This is a genomic window from Ketogulonicigenium vulgare WSH-001 (assembly GCF_000223375.1).
Classification (GTDB): domain Bacteria; phylum Pseudomonadota; class Alphaproteobacteria; order Rhodobacterales; family Rhodobacteraceae; genus Ketogulonicigenium; species Ketogulonicigenium vulgare.
Map to the genome: position 1 here is coordinate 1295219 of NC_017384.1, position 15790 is coordinate 1311008.

The window sequence follows — 15790 nt, forward strand, 5'->3', positions numbered from 1 at the left end:
ACCTGCCCCTTACCGCACGGCAGAAAGGCGGCGCGGCGGCTTAATTAATGCAGTGAAATCAAGACCCGTATGCGCCTCGGCCCGCAGGACAACCTCGGCGGCGGCGCGCGCGTCTTCGCCTGCGTCGTGATGGCGAAATTGCAGGCCCAGTGCTTTCTTGAGATTACCAAGGCCATGCCCGCCGCCCGCGCCCTTCAGCTCGGGCCAAACCCGCCGCGCAAGTGTGACACTATCGGACCAGGTCCATTCCGGCGGGTCCAGATAAGCGCGTTCGGCAGCGGCGGCAAAGCAGCGGCTATCAAAACTGCTGTGTTGAAAAATCAGATGGCGCGACAATACCGGCGAGAGCTGGCGAAACGCCTGCGCAAAACGCGGCGCGCCCACGACCGCTTCGGGGCGGATGCCGTGAATGGCGATATTGTTAGCGACGAAGTCATCCTCGGGGTCGATCAACGTCGTCCATGTTTCAATGGTATTATCGGGCCGCACGGCTGCAATACCGATCTGGCAGATCGAATGCGCACGGTAATTGGCGGTCTCGACGTCGAGCGCCAGAAAACGGAAAGGGCCGGAGGGGAAAATATTCATGCGAAAAGGGCGCGGGGAGATCACCCGCGCCCGTCACCTTATTGATCCAAGAAGCTGCGCAGCTTGCGCGAGCGGCTGGGGTGTTTCAACTTGCGCAGCGCCTTTGCCTCGATCTGGCGGATACGTTCGCGCGTCACGCTGAACTGCTGGCCGACCTCTTCCAACGTGTGGTCGGTGTTCATGCCGATGCCAAAACGCATCCGCAGAACGCGTTCCTCGCGCGGGGTCAGGCTGGCCAGAACGCGGGTCGTGGTTTCCTTCAGGTTCTCCTGAATGGCGGAATCCAGCGGCAGGATCGCGTTCTTGTCCTCGATGAAATCGCCCAGCTGGCTGTCTTCCTCGTCCCCGATCGGGGTTTCGAGGCTGATCGGCTCTTTGGCGATCTTCATCACCTTGCGGACTTTTTCCAGCGGCATCTGCAGCTTTTCCGCCAGCTCTTCGGGCGTCGGCTCGCGGCCGATTTCATGCAGCATCTGACGGCTGGTGCGGACCAGTTTATTGATCGTCTCGATCATATGCACCGGGATACGGATGGTGCGCGCCTGATCGGCGATCGAACGCGTGATCGCCTGACGGATCCACCATGTCGCATAGGTCGAGAATTTATAGCCGCGACGGTATTCGAACTTATCGACGGCCTTCATTAGGCCGATATTGCCTTCCTGAATAAGATCAAGGAATTGCAAACCGCGGTTCGTGTATTTCTTGGCGATCGAGATCACCAGACGCAGGTTCGCCTCGACCATTTCTTTTTTGGCCTGACGGGCTTCTTTCTCGCCCTTTTGAACCTGCTGCACGATGCGGCGGAATTCGTTGATATCGACGCCGACATATTGGCCGACCTGCGCCATTTCAGCGCGCAATTCCTCGACCTTTTCGCGCGAACGCTCGATCAGCATGGCCCAGCCGCGACCGGGCTTTTGGCCCATACGCTCTAGCCAGGACGGATCAAGTTCCGAGCCGCGATATTCGTCGATGAATTCCTTGCGGTTGATCCGCGCCTGGTCCGCCAGTTTCACCATCGAACTGTCGATCGACATGATACGGCGGTTGATGCCGTAAAGCTGGTCGATCAGCGCGTCGATCCGGTTGCTGTGCAGATGCAGCGAGTTCACGACCTCGACGATCTTTTGGCGCAGAACCTGATACTGGCCTTCCTCGGCGACCGAAAAATCGGCCCCCTCTTCCATCTTGGCGCGCATCCGCGCCTCTTGCAGCTCTTCCAATGCCATCGCCTGTTCAGCAATGGTATCAAGGGCTTCCAGAACACGCGGACGCAAGGTCGCTTCCATGGCCGCAAGGCTCATGCTGTTCTGGTCATCATCCTCATCATCGTCATCGCGGCTGATGGGATTGCCATCGGCATCCAGCTCGGCGCCGCGCTCGCGCATTTTCGGCTCGCTGCCACCTGCGGCATCAACCACGGGCGCATCGTCATCCTCGCCCATTTGATTGCCAAAGGTCGCCTCGAGGTCGATGACATCGCGCAGCAGCACGGCCTCGTCCATCAGCTCGTCGCGCCAGATGGTGATCGCGTTAAAGGTCAGCGGGCTTTCGCACAGGCCCGCGATCATCGTATTGCGGCCAGCCTCGATCCGCTTGGCGATCGCGATCTCGCCTTCGCGCGACAGCAATTCGACCGAGCCCATCTCGCGCAGATACATCCGCACAGGGTCATCGGTACGGTCGGTTTTTTCGACCTCAGGGCCGGCAAGGGTCAGCTCGCGGGCGCCAACGGTCGCAACCTCGCGCGAGGTGCCGTCATCGGCGACTTCCTCGGTCTCCTCCTCGTCGGTGACCTGAATGCCCATCTCCGACAGCATCGACATCACATCCTCGATCTGGTCGGACGAGACCTGATCGGGCGGCAGGACGGAATTCAACTGGTCATAGGTGATATAGCCACGCTCACGCGCGTCAGCGATCATCCGTTTGACGGCAGCTTGCGACATATCAAACGAGATATCGCTGTCCTGTTCGTTGTCTTTGACGTCGTCAGAGTCTTTCACAGCCATGATGGCTCCCTTGCAGGCAGTGAACGCAAATCGGGTGGTGCCCGTTTTGCGCCTTTATCGTTCCGGCTGGGGATTAACCAGCCTCTCATGGGCGAATCACGCATCTTCGGCCGAATCAATCCTGAAGTCCGGTGATTCGCAACCGATTCGCCCCCAATCTATCAAACACCCGGTTCATGTTGCGCGACCGATAGGCGGCGCGGGCGTTGCGCGCGGCTAGGGTTGGCCCTTTCCGCGCCCGATCTGGGCCAGCAAAGCATCGAACGCATCGCGTTCCTCGCGCTTTAGCCGTGCCCCGTTCGGGCTGATATCATAAACGGCTTTATCGTCATCATCACCGCGACCGGCGCGATCGAGCGCCTTGGCGGCCTCGCCCAGACGGTAGGTGACGGTTTCGCCGGGCAGATCCTCCCAGTCTTCCAGCGCTTCTTCAATCTCACGCGCATGGCCGCGACGGGCATTCAGCTTGGCCAGCTCTTCAGCAAGGCACAGACGGGCCACTTCGGCATCGCCTGCACGGCGCACAGCGGGTGAAATAGCGACATGGCGTTCCGCGAACAGTCTTTCAAGGGGCATATGGCCCAAACTGTCCTCAATCGCGGCGCGCAGGTCAGGTTGATGCGCATTTCGCAATATTGCCGCCCGCAGATCGCGATGATCGGGATCGTGACAGGCCATCCGTTCGAGTTCGAGTTCGAACTCGGGCAGGATTTCGGGGCAAGACAGCAGCGTCGCCAGGATCACCGCCACGCGCAAACGCTCTTGATCGCTTGAGCCTGCCAGCATCGAGGCCCGCGCCGCCGCCGTCGGCCCGCTGGGGGCCGTCGCCTTTTTGCCCGGACGCCATTGCAGCTTGCCGGGCTTTGCCTCGGCCACGGGGCCATACAGCGACTGCCGCAGGCGGTTCACCTCATCGCCGTAATGTTTGCGGATCGAGGCATCCGTGATCGTCATAATCAGCGCGCGCAGTTGCTTATCCAGCGCGGCGCGCCGCTCGGGGCTGTCGATGACTTTGCCTTCGGTCTCGCGCTGCCACATCAGGCGCACCATCGGCATGGCCGCGTCTATCACGGCCTGCATGGCAGGCGCGCCGCGCGCTTTGATCAGGTCGTCAGGGTCCTGCCCCTCTGGCAGGAGCGCGAAACGCAAGCCCTTGCCCGCAACCAGCAGCGGCAGCGCCAGATCAACCACCCGCATCGCCGCGCGCATCCCGGCGGTGTCGCCATCCAGCGCGATCAGTGGCTCGTCGGTAATGCGCCACATCAGCGCCAACTGATCCGCCGTCACGGCGGTGCCAAGGGGCGCAACAGCCGCGCCAAAGCCCGCCTCGGACAGGGCGATGACATCCATATAGCCCTCGGCCACGATCAACGGCTTGCCCTTGCCTGCCGCCTCACGCGCGGGGCCCATGTTGAACAGGTTGCGGCCCTTGTCGAACAGCGGCGTTTCCGGCCCGTTCAGGTATTTCGCGGGCGCAGCCGGGTCCATCGCCCGCCCGCCCAGACTGATCGCCCGCCCCCGCGCGTCGCGGATGGGAAAAATGATACGGTCACGGAAACGGTCGAACGGCTCGCGCCCATCATCGGGCACGACGACCATACCGCTATCAACCATCAGATCCAGCGCCACGCCCTTGTCGCGCAGGTGATGAAACAACCCTGCGCGCGGCGCATAGCCCAGATCCCACCGATCCCATGCCGCAGGGGACAGGCCACGTTTTTGCAAATAGGCGCGCGCGCCCTCGCCGCTTTGGGTTTTCAGTTGCAGGCGGTAGAACTGGACGACCTGCTCCATCACATCAGAGAGCTGCGTGCGCCGATCAGCGCGCTGCTGCGACTGCGGATCGCGCGCGGGCACCTGCATTCCGGCTTCGCGGGCAAGGATCTCGATCGCCTCGGTAAAGCCGACGTTCTCGGTCTCGCGCACGAAAGAGATCGCATCGCCTTTGGCGTGACAGCCAAAGCAATAATAATAGCCCTTGCGATCATCAACGTGAAAGCTGGCCGATTTTTCCTGATGGAAGGGACATGGCGCCCACATGTCTCCCTTGCCCGGATTCGACTTACGTCGATCCCAGACCACTTTGCGCCCGACAACCTGTGCCAGCGACAGGCGGCCGCGCAGCTCATCAAGGAAACCTGCAGGAAGACTCATAGCGCTAATATCGGTGTCCAAAGGGCCAGTGTAAAGTGTGGTGAAGCCCTGCCTCTGCGGCATTGCAAAGGCGGGGGCCATCCCCTAGTCTCAATCCATCCTCCACAAGGTCAGACAGGACCCCGTGTTAACAGAAATATTCATCGTGGTCGCGCTGACCTTTATCAACGGCGCGCTGGCCATGTCCGAGCTTGCGGTCGTGTCCTCGCGCCGCGCAAAGCTGAAAAGCCTCGCCGAGGCTGGTAAATCCGGTGCGGCCACCGCGCTGGATCTGGCCGAAAACCCCGGCCGCTTCCTTTCCACCGTTCAAATCGGCATCACCGCAGTTGGCGTCCTGTCGGGCGCATTTTCGGGCGCGACGCTGGGTCTGCGCCTGACCGGCTGGCTGGCCAGCATGGGCATGGCCCAGAACCTCGCCGATGTGCTGGGCGTGGCTGTCGTCGTGATTTCGATCACCTATCTGTCGCTGATCGTAGGCGAGCTGGTGCCAAAGCAGATCGCCCTGCGCAACCCCGAGGCTGTCGCCATGCGCGTCGCCCCGGCGATGAAGATGATCTCGCGCGTGGCCGCCCCCATTGTATGGTTTCTTGATATCTCGGGCACCACGGTTCTGCGTCTGCTGGGCCAGTCGGGCCAGCAAGATCAGGCCGTCACCGAAGAAGAGGTGCGCGTCATCCTCTCTGAGGCGCGCGACCAAGGCGTGATCGAGATTGAAGAGCGTGAAATGCTGTCCGGCGTCATGCGTCTGGCCGACCGCAATGCACGCGGACTGATGACCCCGCGCCACGAAGTGGCCTTTATCGACGTGGATAGCACCACCGAGGATGTGATCGCCGACCTGCAGCGCATCGGGCGTCCCCGCATTCCCGTGCGCGAAGGCGACGAAGTGCTGGGCGTGCTTTACGTGACCGATGTGATCAGCGCGATTGCCGCGGGCCAGCCGCTGGATCTGCGCGCGCTGCTGCGCGAAGTGCCCGTGGTCTATGAAAGCGCCGATGCGATCAGCGTGATCGAGATCCTGCGCAAATCGGCCAATCACATGGCCCTGGTTTACGACGAATATGGCAGCTTTGAAGGGCTGATCACCACGGGTGATATCCTTGAGGCGATCACCGGCACCTTCCAGGAATCCCTGGCCGAGGAGCCCGCCTTTGTCGCACGCGAAGAAGGTGGCTATCTGGTGGCTGGCTGGATGCCCGCAGATGAATTTTGCGACCGCATCGGTATCCCGCGCGAGCTGGCTGGCGATTATGAAACCGTGGCTGGCCTGGTGCTGAACCACCTGCACCATATGCCGCAACTGGGCGATCAGGTGCAGGCGGGCGGCTGGAACTTTGAAGTGGTCGACCTTGATGGGCGCCGGATCGACAAGGTTTTGGTGCGCGAGCTGCCGCGCGCGTAACGACAGATAGATGGGCGCGTGTGGCCTTAGGCTAAGGCGCGCCCGCCACGCGATGCTGTATTTGGCATCTGCCCACGCAACCAGCCCAGCCCCTGTTCCGTCGTGCCGCGCGGCGCATATTCCGCGCTGACCCAACCGTCATAGCCGTCGGCGTCGATCTGGTTGAAAAAGTCCCACAACGACATCTCGCCCATGTCAGGCTCGGCCCGCTCGGGATAGGATGCGATCTGAACATGGCTGACAAGATGGCGGCAGCGATTCCACGCCGCAATCACATCGCCCGCAATTGCCGCAATGTGATAGGTATCAAATTGCAGGCCCAGATTTGGGGCATCGACTTCGGCGATCAGATCAATCGCTTGACCAAGGTCGCTTAGGAAATAGCCGGTCACATCGCGGGTGGATTTTGGCTCGATCGTTAACTTTATCGCGCTGCCGGCCAATTCGGCACTGGCCCATCGCAGATTTTCGACCATGGTTGTATGCGCTTCGGCACCGGTTCCCGCACCAGCCATGATCTGTACGTTTTGCGCGCCCATGGCATTGGCGACGCGAATGGCGCGTTGGAAATCGCGCCGGAAATTCAGCTCGCCCCCAACAACGGCAGCGAAACCACGGGGTCGTCCCGTATAATTGGGCGGCGGCGCGTTCATCGACACAAAGTCGAGCTTATGACGCCGCAACCGGCTTAGGACATCTACGGCTGAATGATCGTATGGAAATAGAACTTCAATCCCAGTAAAACCAGCATCAGCAGCGGCGGCGAACCGATCCATAAAGGTCAGCTCGGGAAACAGCAGTGTTAAATTTGCAGCGAACTTGGGCATGTATGCATCAATATATATGAAAATATCGAACGGGTAGGCCATCTAACAATCGTTAAGTCAACTGTCCAATGCATTCAGGGGTTCCAGCATGGCATGGTATCAGGTAAATGACGCGTAAAGTGACGTTCTTGTCAGGAAGAGAGCAATGAAATTCTTCGTCGATACCGCCGTTATTGAAGAGATCCGCGAGCTGAACGACCTTGGGATGGTTGATGGTGTGACCACCAACCCCTCGTTGATCCTCAAATCGGGTCGCAACATCCTGGAAGTCACCCGCGAGATTTGCGAACTGGTTTCGGGCCCTGTTTCGGCCGAAGTCGTCGCCTCGAAAGCCGAGGATATGATCGCCGAAGGCCGCAAACTGGTCGAGATCGCACCCAATATCGCCGTAAAAGTGCCGCTGACCTGGGACGGTCTGAAAGCCTGTAAAGTGCTGTCGGACGAAGGTTACATGGTCAACGTGACGCTGTGCTTCTCGGCCAATCAGGCGCTGCTGGCCGCAAAGGCGGGCGCGACGTTCATCTCGCCCTTTATCGGCCGTCTGGATGATCAGAGCTTTGACGGGCTTGACCTGATCGAAGACATCCGCACCATTTACGACAACTACGATTTCAAAACCCAGATCCTTGCGGCCTCGATCCGCACGGTGAACCATGTCGCCGAATGCGCGAAAATCGGCGCAGATGTGATGACCGCACCGCCAAGCGTGATCAAGGCGCTGGCAAAGCATATGCTGACCGACAGCGGACTCGCACAATTTAACGCCGATTGGGCAAAAACGGGGCAGAGCATCCTCTGAATGTCGCAAGACCTCTCTTCGCTTGACGCCCAGACGCGGGCGCGCATTCTGGCTGATCCGGCGCAATTGCTGGAAGATCAGGACATTATGCGCGCGCTGGTGGCGGCCAATGACAAGGCCATGGGCCAGAATGTCATCGACCTGCGCGGCATCGCCATGGAGCGTCTGGAAGAGAGGCTTGACCGGCTAGAGGACGCCCATCGTTCCGTCATTGCCGCCGCCTATGAAAATCTGGCGGGCACGAACATGATCCACAGGGCGGCCCTCGCCCTGCTGGAGCCTTTGGATTTCAACGCTTTCCTGCATTTTCTGGCGCATGATCTGCCCGGACATCTGCGTCTGGATAATGTGCAGCTGGTGCTAGAGGGGGCTGATGGCGCCGAAGGGGCGATCGTCGGTCGTATCGCGCCCGCGTTGGTGGCCGCTGGCCCCGGTTTTGTCGATCACTACCTGACCGAGGGGCGTTCCCATTCGCCCCGCCCCGTCACCTTGCGCCAGATCGCCTATGGCATTGACGCGCTTTATGGTGACAAGGCCAACCATATCCAATCCGAAGCCTGCTTGCGCCTTGATCTTGGCGAGGGCCGCCGTCCCGGCCTCGTGCTATTGGGGTCCGAGGACCCGCACCATTTCGACCCGCAGCACGGCACCGAGCTTTTGCATTTCTTTGGCAGCGTTTTTGAACGCAGCATGCGCCGCTGGCTGACATGATTTCCGCAGCGCTTGCGGATGCGCTGGACCGCTGGCTGGTGCATTCGGGCGCGATCGAGGGAAAAGCAGGCGCGACATTGGTGGCCTATCGCCACGATGTCAGCACATTCCTGACCTTTATGACACTGCACCACGGCGGCCCGCAGGGCTTTGCCGCGATTGCGCAGATCGAGGTCGCCGATATGCGCGCCTGGATGGCGCAGATGCGCGGCACGGGGCTGTCCTCTCGCTCGCTGGCGCGGGCGCTGTCGGCGGTCAAAGGGTTCTATACATGGCTTGCCGCGCGCGAGGGGTTCGAGCCGACCGCCGTCCTTGCCGCCCGCGCGCCCAAATTCCAACGCAACCTGCCCCGCCCGCTCGAGGTCGATGACGCCCGCCGCCTGATGGATCGGGTTGAGGTGCAGTCGAACGAGCCTTGGGTCGCAGCACGCGATCTGGCGGTGATCACGCTGCTTTACGGATCGGGCCTGCGGATATCCGAGGCGCTGTCGCTGACGGGCGAGGATTACCCCCTGCCCGATGTGCTGCGCATGACCGGCAAGGGCGGCAAGCAGCGGCTGGTGCCGGTGCTGCCCATCGCCGCCGCAGCGGTCAAGGATTACGTCCGCCGCACGCCTTATGCGCCCGTTGCTGGCGCACCGCTGTTTCGCGGTGTGCGTGGCGGGGCTCTCAGCCCGCGTATCATTCAAAAGATGATTGAACAGGTGCGCCTGCAACTGGGCTTGCCCGCCAGCGCGACACCCCATGCGCTGCGCCATTCCTTTGCCACGCATCTGCTGGCGGCGGGCGGCGATTTGCGGTCCATTCAGGAATTGCTGGGCCATGCGTCTTTGTCGACGACACAGGCCTATACGGCGGTCGATGCCGCCCATCTGATGCAGATCTACGACCGCGCCCATCCAAGGGCGCGGTCTGAATAGCCCGACTTACAGGCCTTTTTCGCTGAGGGCCGCATCGCAGCGCGCACAGGTACCCGGGTGGCTATGCGTGCCGACATCGGGCAGGATCTTCCAGCAGCGGCCACATTTCTCGCCCGCAGCCATGGCAAAGACCACCGCCGTATCCGCCACATCCGCGATGCGGAACGCGCCTTCAGGCGCAGCGCTGGTTTTGATCGCGATATCCGATGTGATGCAGATATCCGCAAAGTCCAGATCACCGATCAGGGCGGCGGTCTCGGGCGTTACATAGACCTCGGGCGCGGCCTCGAGGCTGGCGCCAATGGTTTTTGCCTGACGCTCGATCTCGAGCGCGCCGGTCACGGTGCGGCGCACCTGACGGATGGTCGCCCATTTCGCGGCCAGCGCCTCGTCCAGCCAATCGCCGGGCGTTGCCGGGAAATCGACAAGATGGACCGAGCCCTCGGGGAAGCGTTCCAGCCAAACCTCTTCCATCGTAAAGACCAGCACCGGCGCAAGCCATGTGGTCAGGCGCTGGAACAGCGCATCCATCACCGTGCGCGCCGCGCGGCGTGTCAGGGTCGCGCCGTCGCAATACAGCGCGTCTTTGCGGATGTCGAAGTAATAGGCCGACAGATCGACGGTGGCAAAGTTGAACACCGCCTGGAACACGGTCTGGAAGTCGAACGCGGCATAGCCCGCACGCACCTGCTGGTCGAGTTCGGCCAGACGGTGCAGCACCCAACGCTCAAGCGCCGGCATATCTGCGGGGGCGACAGCCTCGGCATCGGTGTAGCCGTCCAGCGCACCCAGGATATAGCGCATGGTGTTGCGCAGGCGGCGATAGCTGTCGGCGGTGCCCTTCAGGATTTCCGGCCCGATGCGCTGATCGCTCATATAATCGGCCTGCGCGACCCACAGGCGCAGGATATCCGCGCCATATTGGTCGATCACCGCCTGTGGCACGATGGTATTGCCCAAAGATTTGGACATTTTCATGCCCTTCTCGTCCAGCGTAAAGCCATGCGTCACGACGTTCTTGTAAGGCGCGCGCCCGATCGTGGCCGACCCCTGCAGCAGCGAGGAATGGAACCAACCGCGATGCTGGTCGGTACCCTCAAGGTAAACATCCGCGATCTGATCCGGCACACCGTCAGCGCGGTCACGCAGCACGAAGGCATGGGTCGAGCCGGAGTCGAACCACACATCCAGCACGTCAAAGATCTGGCGATAGTCATCGGGGTTGGCGATCCCCTCCAGCATCTGGGCCTTGAAGCCGTCTTGATACCAGACATCGGCACCATCCACCTCGAACGCGTCCTTGATACGGGCGTTCAGCGTATCGTTGCGCAGTAGGAAATCGGCGTCGGTGGGCTTGGCGTCCACCTTGACGAAACAGGTCAGCGGCACGCCCCAGGCGCGTTGGCGCGACAGCACCCAGTCGGGGCGGTTCTGGATCATCGCATGCAGACGGTTGCGGCCCGTCGCGGGGGTAAAGGCCACCAGTTCCTCGATCGAGGTCAGGGCGCGTTGGCGGATCGTATCGCCATAGGTGCCCATGCCGTCATCCATCGCGCGGTCGATCGCCGCAAACCATTGCGGCGTGTTGCGATAGATCACCCGCGCTTTCGAGCGCCACGAATGCGGATAGCTGTGTTTCAGCTTGCCCTTGGCGATCAGACCGCCGACGCGTGCAAGGGTGCGCAGCACCTCGACATTGGCGCCGCCTTCTTTGCCATCGGGGTCGATGACGCGCAGCACGGGTTTTTCCTGATCCGCGCGGGCATTGGCGCCAAACACCGGCAGATCGGCACGATAAGAGCTATCTTCCATGACGTTATAGGTCATCGGAATGCCAAATTTCAGACCAAGCTGATAGTCTTCGTCGCCGTGGCTGGGGGCTGTGTGGACAAAGCCGGTGCCCGCATCATCGGTCACGTGATCGCCCGGCAGCATGGGAACGTCAAAGTCCCACTCGCCCGCGCCGCCCTCGATCCCGCGGAACGGGTGGGCCAGCTGGACGCCCGCAAATTCGCTGGCGGCGACATCGCGGATCAGCTTCAGCTCGGCCTTGGCCGCCGTTGCGACGCTGTCGGCCAGCGACTGGGCAAGGATCAGCTTTTCACCGACCTGCGCCAGCGCCTTTTCATCGGCGGCGACAACCTCGTAAAGGCCGTAGGCAATCCCCTCGCCATAAGCCACGGCGCGGTTTTGCGGAATGGTCCAGGGCGTCGTGGTCCAGATGACGACAGCGCCCTCTAGCCCCGCAATCGGCTGGAACTTGACCCAGATCGTATGGCTGGTGTGGTCGTGATATTCGACCTCGGCCTCGGCCAGCGCGGTTTTCTCGACCGGCGACCACATCACGGGTTTCGAGCCTTGGTAAAGCGTGCCGTTCATCAGCAGCTTCATAAACTCGTCGGCGATGACGGCTTCGGCGTGATAATCCATCGTCAGATAGGGGTCGGCCCAATTGCCGGTGACGCCCAGACGCTTGAATTCCTCGCGCTGGATATCAACCCAGCCCGCAGCAAAGGCGCGGCATTCCTGACGGAAGGCGACGATGTCGATTTCGTCTTTGTTCAGACCCTTGGCGCGATACTGCTCTTCGATCTTCCATTCGATCGGCAGGCCGTGACAGTCCCAACCGGGGACATAGCGCGCGTCAAAGCCCATCATCTGATGGCTGCGCACGATCATATCCTTGATGGTCTTGTTCAGCGCATGGCCAATGTGCAGATGGCCGTTCGCATAGGGAGGGCCGTCATGCAGCACAAAGGGCGTGCGGCCGGGCTTTTCGCGCAGGCGGTCATAGATGCCGATCTCTTCCCAACGGGCCAGCCAGCCCGGCTCGCGCTGGGGCAGCCCTGCGCGCATCGGGAAGTCGGTTTTCGGAAGGTTCAGGCTGTCTTTGTAGTCAGGCGTATCGGCGCACATTTTGGGCGTTCCTGGGAATGCAGAAAAAAGGGAGAGCGGTGCGGATCACCCAGACACCTTTGCCCGACGCCCTGACAGCTCAAGGCGCCGGGCGGATAATTCGCGCAATCGGGGCACGTGCCCCTGATGGTGTGCTGATCTGGCTCATCTTGACCGCGCTTATAGGTTGCGCGGCGGTGTGCGGCAAGGGCCGATCAGCCACGATTGAACAGGCCAGCCAGCGCGCCGCGCAGCAGCGCCCGCACAGCGGGACGCGGGCGAGTGAGAAAGGGCACGGGGCGGCAAACCTCGATTGCCGCGACGCCAACACGCGCCGTCAGCGCGCCGTTGATCACCCCCTCGCCCACGCGGCGCGAGAGCTTGCTGGCAAGCCCGCCGCCCACGACCGAGTCGATCATATCATCGCCGACCGCCACCGCGCCCGTTGCAACCAGATGCGCCAGCACCATGCGCAGCAGCCGCCACGACCCCAGCGCGCCCGCGCGTCCGCCATAAATCTCGGCAATCCGTCGGATCATGCGCAGGTTCGCAGTCAGGGCGGAAATCAGATCGGCCAGCGCCAGCGGCACCACGGCGGTGACGGTTGCGACGGTGCGGGCGGCGGATTGCACCTCGGCTTCGGCGGCGGCATCAAGCGGGGTCAGCACTTCCGCCTCGGCCAGCGCCAGCACGGCGCTGGCGTCCAGCACCTCGGCCTCGCGCTGCTCAAAGCGGGCAAGACCCGCCGAGAGTTCCGCGCGACTGCCGTAAAGGCCGCGCAGCTTGGCCCCAACGGCGCGGGCGGCGGCCAGATCCTCGCCCGCAAGCGCACTGGAGGCGGCGGATTGGATGGCGTCGATCCGACCAAGGCGCAAGATCGCGCGCAGCTCCCGTCCAGCCAGTGCCAGCAGCGCCAGCACGAACAGCCCCAGCAACACCGCGGCGATCGCGCCAAGCACCGGCGCACGCGCCAGCAGGCCCACTGCATAATCCCACGCGGCCAGCGATGCGATGAACCCGATCAGCGCCAGCGCTGATGACCAGAACCATTTGGCAAGGCTAGATGGCCGCCCGGCAAGCGCCGCCATGCGCTGCACTGTCGTCGACTGCAACACACCGTCGTCGATGACGGGCGCAGCGCCGGGGTCGACGTTCAGGTCGCCCTCGCGCTCGAACAGGATCGGGCCTTTCATAGCAGATCTCCGATCAAAAACTCGGCCGCGCGGTCAAGGCGGATATGCGGCAGGCCATCGCCGGGGCGCAGCGACAGCGCGGCGGGGGCGAAATTCATAATGCCATAATCGGCGTCGAGCCATGTCGCATCGCCGCCGCGCGCGGGCGACAGCAGGCGCGCGGGCTCATCGGGCAGATCACCGGGATAAAAGGCGGCTTGGCGGCCGGTATCCAGCAGCTTGCCGCGCACAACGCCAAGGGGGCGGCCGTCATGGGTCACCTCCTCCTCGACCGTGGTGCGCAGCGCGGCGATGGACAGGGCGGATGTTGCGGCACCCGCGAAGGCCGCGCGGTCGCGCGCCTCGCGCAGCAGGCTGTCGGTGATGGCGGTCAGGCGGGCGTGTTGGCTGTGGTGCAGATGGTCGGCCTTGGTGGCGGCGAACAGGATCTTTTCCACGCGCCGCCCCCCGAACAGGCTGCCAAGGAACGCGTTTCGCCCCGGTTTGAAGGCCCCCAGAATATCTGCCATCGCAAGGCGCAAGTCTTCCAGCGCGCGGGGACCGGCATGGATCGCGCCCAGCACATCCATCAGCACGATCTGCCGATCAAGGCGGGCAAAGTGATCGCGAAAGAAGGGCTTCACCACCTGCGCGACATAGGCGTCATAGCGGCGGCGCGCCTCGGCCCCCAGCGATCCGCGTGGATAATCCCCCGCAGGCAGCGGTGCAAAGGTTAGGACGGGCGAGCCCTCTAACTCGCCTGGCAGCAAGAATCGCCCCGGCGTGCAATCGGAATAGCCCGCATCGCGTGCGGCGTTCAGGTAGGTCGCATAAAGCTGCGCCAGATGGCGCAAGACCCCCTCATCCAGCTTTGCGCTGGGATCGATCTGCGCGACGGCGGCCAGATAATCCGCCGCCTGATCGCGGTTGCCTGCACGCGCCAGCGCCGTCGCCGACCAATCGGCATAGGTTTTTTCCAGCAGCCCCAGATCCAGCAGCCATTCACCGGGATAATCGATGATATCCAGATGCACGGTCTGCTCGCCGGTGATGCCTGCCAAAAACCCGCGCGGGCGCACTTTCAGCGACAGGCGCAACTCACTGACGCGGCGGGTGCCCTCGGGCCAATAGGGCGCGGGGGCGGTCAGCGCCATGTAATGGTCTTCATAGGTAAAGCGCGGCACGGTATCGTCGGGCTGCGGTTGCAGATAGGCGGTGCGGATGCGCCCCTCGGCGGCGGCCATCAGCTGCGGCATGCGGCCCCGATCCAGCAGGTTCGACACCAGCGATGTGATGAACACCGTCTTGCCCGCGCGCGACAGGCCCGTGACCCCCAGGCGAATGACACGATCACCCAGCGGCACCCCCAGTTGCCGCATGAAACCGCTGCCAAATCCTGACGCCATATCAGCCTCCTATCCGTCACTGTTAGACATAGTCAGCTTGCCCGGCGTTTCACAGGATTGATTTTTCGCCGCGCGGGGCATATCGGCGGGCCATGCCACGTTATGCTTTACTCGTTGAATATGATGGCCGCCCGTTTTCGGGCTGGCAACGCCAGAGCGAGCTGCCCTCGGTCCAAGGCGCGATCGAGGCTGCGCTGGCAAAACTTGAGCCGCGCGACCACACTATCGCCGCCGCTGGGCGCACCGATACGGGCGTGCATGGCACCGGCCAAGTCGCGCATTGCGATATGGACAAGGACTGGGACCCGTTCCGCCTGTCCGAGGCGCTGAACCATCACCTGCGCCCTGCCCCCGTCGCTATCTTGCGCGCGGCGCGTGTCGCGGACGACTGGCACGCCCGTTTCAGCGCATATGAGCGGCGCTATATCTTTCGCCTGCTGTCCCGCCGCGCGCCTTTGACCGTAGAGAACGGGCAGTTCTGGCGCGTGGGTCACGCATTGGACGCGGATCTGATGCGCGCGGGCGCGGCCCATCTGATCGGGCTGCACGATTTCACCACCTTCCGCTCCTCGATCTGTCAGGCCAAAAGCCCCGTAAAGACGATTGACGAGATTTCGATCACCGAAATCCCCCGCCACGACGGCACCGAATTTCGCTTTTTCCTGCGGGCGCGGTCGTTCCTGCACAATCAGGTGCGATCCATCGTTGGCACGTTGGAACGGGTTGGCGCGGGCGCTTGGCCCCCTGAAAAAGTGGCCGAGGTTCTTGCCGCGCGTGACCGTGCGGCTTGCGGCCCTGTTTGCCCGCCGCAGGGGCTTTATCTGGCTGGCGTCGAATATCCGATAAACCCTTTCATCTGACGCGATAATTTCACGGGCAATTTTCCGCCACAAATGCGGCA

General features: G+C 62.4%; 12 protein-coding genes. 5 read left to right on the forward strand and 7 right to left on the reverse strand.

Features of this window, described 5'->3' with window-relative positions; genetic code table 11:
• Positions 1–9: 9 nt before the first annotated feature.
• From KVU_RS06420 to dnaG, 3 genes are all read right to left on the reverse strand, one after another.
• Positions 10–588, reverse strand: a complete 579-nt coding sequence (locus tag KVU_RS06420) for an exonuclease domain-containing protein (RefSeq protein ID WP_236953052.1) — start codon at positions 586–588, stop codon at positions 10–12.
• A 38-nt stretch (positions 589–626) separates the two neighbouring features.
• Positions 627–2603 (reverse strand): RNA polymerase sigma factor RpoD, encoded by a 1977-nt coding sequence (gene rpoD / locus KVU_RS06425; RefSeq protein WP_013384536.1) that lies wholly within the window; start codon positions 2601–2603, stop codon positions 627–629.
• 216 nt (positions 2604–2819) lie between these two features.
• Positions 2820–4757: a DNA primase gene (gene dnaG / locus KVU_RS06430; RefSeq protein WP_060486260.1), complete on the reverse strand. Its 1938-nt coding sequence runs from the start codon at positions 4755–4757 to the stop codon at positions 2820–2822.
• Between the two features lie 124 nt (positions 4758–4881).
• Between dnaG and KVU_RS06435 the strand changes: the two genes are divergently transcribed.
• Positions 4882–6159 carry a hemolysin family protein gene (locus KVU_RS06435; protein ID WP_014537793.1) on the forward strand — a complete coding sequence of 426 codons (1278 nt, stop codon included), beginning with the start codon at positions 4882–4884 and terminating at the stop codon, positions 6157–6159.
• Positions 6160–6185: 26 nt separating this feature from the next.
• Here KVU_RS06435 and KVU_RS06440 read toward each other — a convergent pair whose 3' ends face one another.
• Positions 6186–7028, reverse strand: a complete 843-nt coding sequence (locus KVU_RS06440) for a hydroxypyruvate isomerase family protein (protein ID WP_013384539.1) — start codon at positions 7026–7028, stop codon at positions 6186–6188.
• Positions 7029–7131: 103 nt separating this feature from the next.
• On the opposite strand from KVU_RS06440, the gene fsa reads away from it, so the two are divergent.
• Genes fsa through KVU_RS06455 form a run of 3 tightly spaced genes read left to right on the forward strand, consistent with a single transcriptional unit; the run spans position 7132 to position 9416 of the window.
• On the forward strand, positions 7132–7785 hold the full coding sequence (gene fsa, locus KVU_RS06445) for a fructose-6-phosphate aldolase (protein ID WP_013384540.1): 654 nt from the start codon (positions 7132–7134) through the stop codon (positions 7783–7785).
• The gene (locus KVU_RS06450) at positions 7786–8496 is read left to right on the forward strand and encodes a DUF484 family protein (RefSeq protein WP_013384541.1); all 711 of its coding nucleotides are present in this window, start codon (positions 7786–7788) and stop codon (positions 8494–8496) included. It begins immediately after the preceding gene.
• Complete coding sequence (locus tag KVU_RS06455; RefSeq protein ID WP_013384542.1) at positions 8493–9416, forward strand: tyrosine recombinase XerC; 924 nt, start codon at positions 8493–8495, stop codon at positions 9414–9416. Before KVU_RS06450 ends, KVU_RS06455 begins: the two co-directional genes overlap by 4 nt.
• 6 nt (positions 9417–9422) lie before the next feature.
• Here the strand turns inward: KVU_RS06455 and ileS are convergent, their stop codons facing one another.
• From ileS to KVU_RS06470, 3 genes are all read right to left on the reverse strand, one after another.
• Entirely contained in the window at positions 9423–12332 is a 2910-nt protein-coding gene (gene ileS, locus KVU_RS06460; RefSeq protein WP_014537794.1) for an isoleucine--tRNA ligase, read from the reverse strand.
• A 194-nt stretch (positions 12333–12526) separates the two neighbouring features.
• The gene (locus tag KVU_RS06465; protein WP_013384544.1) at positions 12527–13504 is read right to left on the reverse strand and encodes a YcjF family protein; all 978 of its coding nucleotides are present in this window, start codon (positions 13502–13504) and stop codon (positions 12527–12529) included.
• The gene (locus KVU_RS06470) at positions 13501–14889 is read right to left on the reverse strand and encodes a YcjX family GTP-binding protein (protein ID WP_014537795.1); all 1389 of its coding nucleotides are present in this window, start codon (positions 14887–14889) and stop codon (positions 13501–13503) included. Before KVU_RS06470 ends, KVU_RS06465 begins: the two co-directional genes overlap by 4 nt.
• A 92-nt stretch (positions 14890–14981) precedes the next feature.
• On the opposite strand from KVU_RS06470, the gene truA reads away from it, so the two are divergent.
• Positions 14982–15749 (forward strand): tRNA pseudouridine(38-40) synthase TruA, encoded by a 768-nt coding sequence (truA, locus tag KVU_RS06475; protein ID WP_013384546.1) that lies wholly within the window; start codon positions 14982–14984, stop codon positions 15747–15749.
• Positions 15750–15790: the final 41 nt, after the last annotated feature.